This window comes from Amycolatopsis sp. NPDC059657, from assembly GCF_042734395.1.
In the GTDB taxonomy this organism is placed as follows: domain Bacteria; phylum Actinomycetota; class Actinomycetes; order Mycobacteriales; family Pseudonocardiaceae; genus Amycolatopsis.
Window position 1 is genome coordinate 1 of sequence record NZ_JBHWEB010000265.1, and the last position, 1,678, is coordinate 1,678.

The following is a 1,678-nucleotide window of genomic DNA, read 5'->3' on the forward strand; positions in this document are numbered from 1 at the left end:
AGGTCAGACCGCCCCGGGACCGTCCGAGTCCCTCATCGGGGCGGTGGTGCCGGGGCCTCGTCCTTTTTTCGGGACCCGCGGTCCGACCCTGCGGGCGCCGGCCGCGTGCTGATGGGCCCGGCAGGACGTCGAGTCGACGCCCACCATCGACCAGTCGATCCGCCCGGCAAGGTCGGCGTCGGCCTGGACCGCCTGCAGGAGCCGGTCCCAGGTACCATCCGCCGACCAGCGGCGATGCCGTTCATACACGATCTTCCACGAGCCATAGCGTTCCGGCAGGTCACGCCACGGAACACCGGTGCGGACCCGGAACAGAATCCCGTTGAGCACGGTCCGGTGATCGTTCCACCGGCCGCCCCGGCCACCCAGCGAGGGCAGATGCGGCTCCAGCAGCAACCACTCTCGATTCGTCAGATCCCCCCGACCCATGACCCAACCAATGAGCGACCGGCCGGAAAGTCACATGATCCGCCGGACAGTGCCTAGGTGAGTGCAGTGATGCCCCGCTCGAACGCCCCAGCGCCCTTCCCCTTCGTGGCCGGTGTGGTCCGGGGCGTGAGCCCGAGACCTTCCAGGCGTGCGCGCTGTTCGTCGTTGAGGCTGTTCCAGCTGTGGGTTTCGGTCTGGCGGGTGGTCCAGGTGACCGCCTGGCCGCGATGCGCGCGGTCGTCTCGGCCGCGTAGCAAGCGCGTGCGGGTCGCCCCTCTGAGCGGGCGCGTTCGTGGCATGAAGCTGGGAAGCGGTTGATCGGCCGCCGTGGAGCGGCTGCGCACACCTGCTCACGGACAAATACATGCGAGACCTGGTATCTTGTGCTGCATGGTAGCCGGTGAAGCAAGTAATCAGGTTCCGGAGAAGATCGAGGTCCAGCTCCGTAAAGGGGTCCTGGAGTACTGCGTCCTGGCCCTTCTGCGAGACGGGCCCAAGTACGGGGTCGAGCTGCTGAAGGACTTGCAGGAGACCGTGCTCGCCACGAGCCCGGGCACCGTCTACCCCCTGCTTTCACGGCTCCGGCGCGACGAACTCGTCGTCACCACCTGGCAGGAGTCCTCCACCGGCCCGCCGCGCCGCTATTACGAGCTGACCGATGCGGGACGCACCGCGCTCGACTCCTTTACCGGCCTCTGGCCGGCATTCCGCGACGCCGTCGACCACCTCCTTTCGCCCCCCAACGGGCGCCGGCACAACCCCTGAGGGGCGCACCTTGAAGACCGACGACAACACCCTGGTTCGGGAGTACCTCGCGACCGTGGAACGCGAGAGCACGGCACTGCCCCCGGCAGCCCGTCAGGAACTCCTCGCCGACCTCAGCGAGCACATAGAGGTCGCGCGCGCCGAACGGCCCGGCGACGTCCGCGCGATCCTCCACGAAGTGGGTGACCCCCGCACGATCGCCAACACCGCCCTCCACGAACTCGGCCACACCACCACATCCCCCACACGCACACCGAAGCGTCACCGTTCCCCCGCCTGGCTACCGCTGCTCCTTTTGATAATCAGCACCGTGCTGCCCTACGCGGGAGACCATGTGCTCCTGAGCTGGATCAGCATAGCCATGAAGATCACGGCCGTAGTGATGGTGTGCCGCTCCCGCTACTGGACGGCAGCCCGCAAATGGGCAGGCCTCATCCTGGCCACACTCCTGCCCGCCACGATGAACGTGATCTGGTACCTGGCC

Annotated in this window: 2 protein-coding genes and 1 pseudogene; 2 read left to right on the top strand and 1 reads right to left on the bottom strand. The window is 67.5% G+C overall.

The window, feature by feature from the left end:
- Positions 1-429: pseudogene (locus ACFV15_RS48125) on the bottom strand (IS5 family transposase); the annotation flags it as partial.
- A gap of 390 nt (positions 430-819) precedes the next feature.
- On the opposite strand from ACFV15_RS48125, the gene ACFV15_RS48130 reads away from it, so the two are divergent.
- Positions 820-1,194 carry a PadR family transcriptional regulator gene (locus ACFV15_RS48130; protein ID WP_378360234.1) on the top strand — a complete coding sequence of 125 codons (375 nt, stop codon included), beginning with the start codon at positions 820-822 and terminating at the stop codon, positions 1,192-1,194.
- A gap of 10 nt (positions 1,195-1,204) precedes the next feature.
- Positions 1,205-1,678, top strand: a 474-nt coding sequence (locus tag ACFV15_RS48135; protein ID WP_378360235.1) for an HAAS signaling domain-containing protein, incomplete at its 3' end; no start/stop codon positions are given.

Bases quoted from the DNA above. Each gene is read 5' to 3' on its own strand.
- ACFV15_RS48130 (WP_378360234.1), top strand. From the start codon at position 820: ATGGTAGCCGGTGAAGCAAGTAATCAGGTTCCGGAGAAGATCGAGGTC.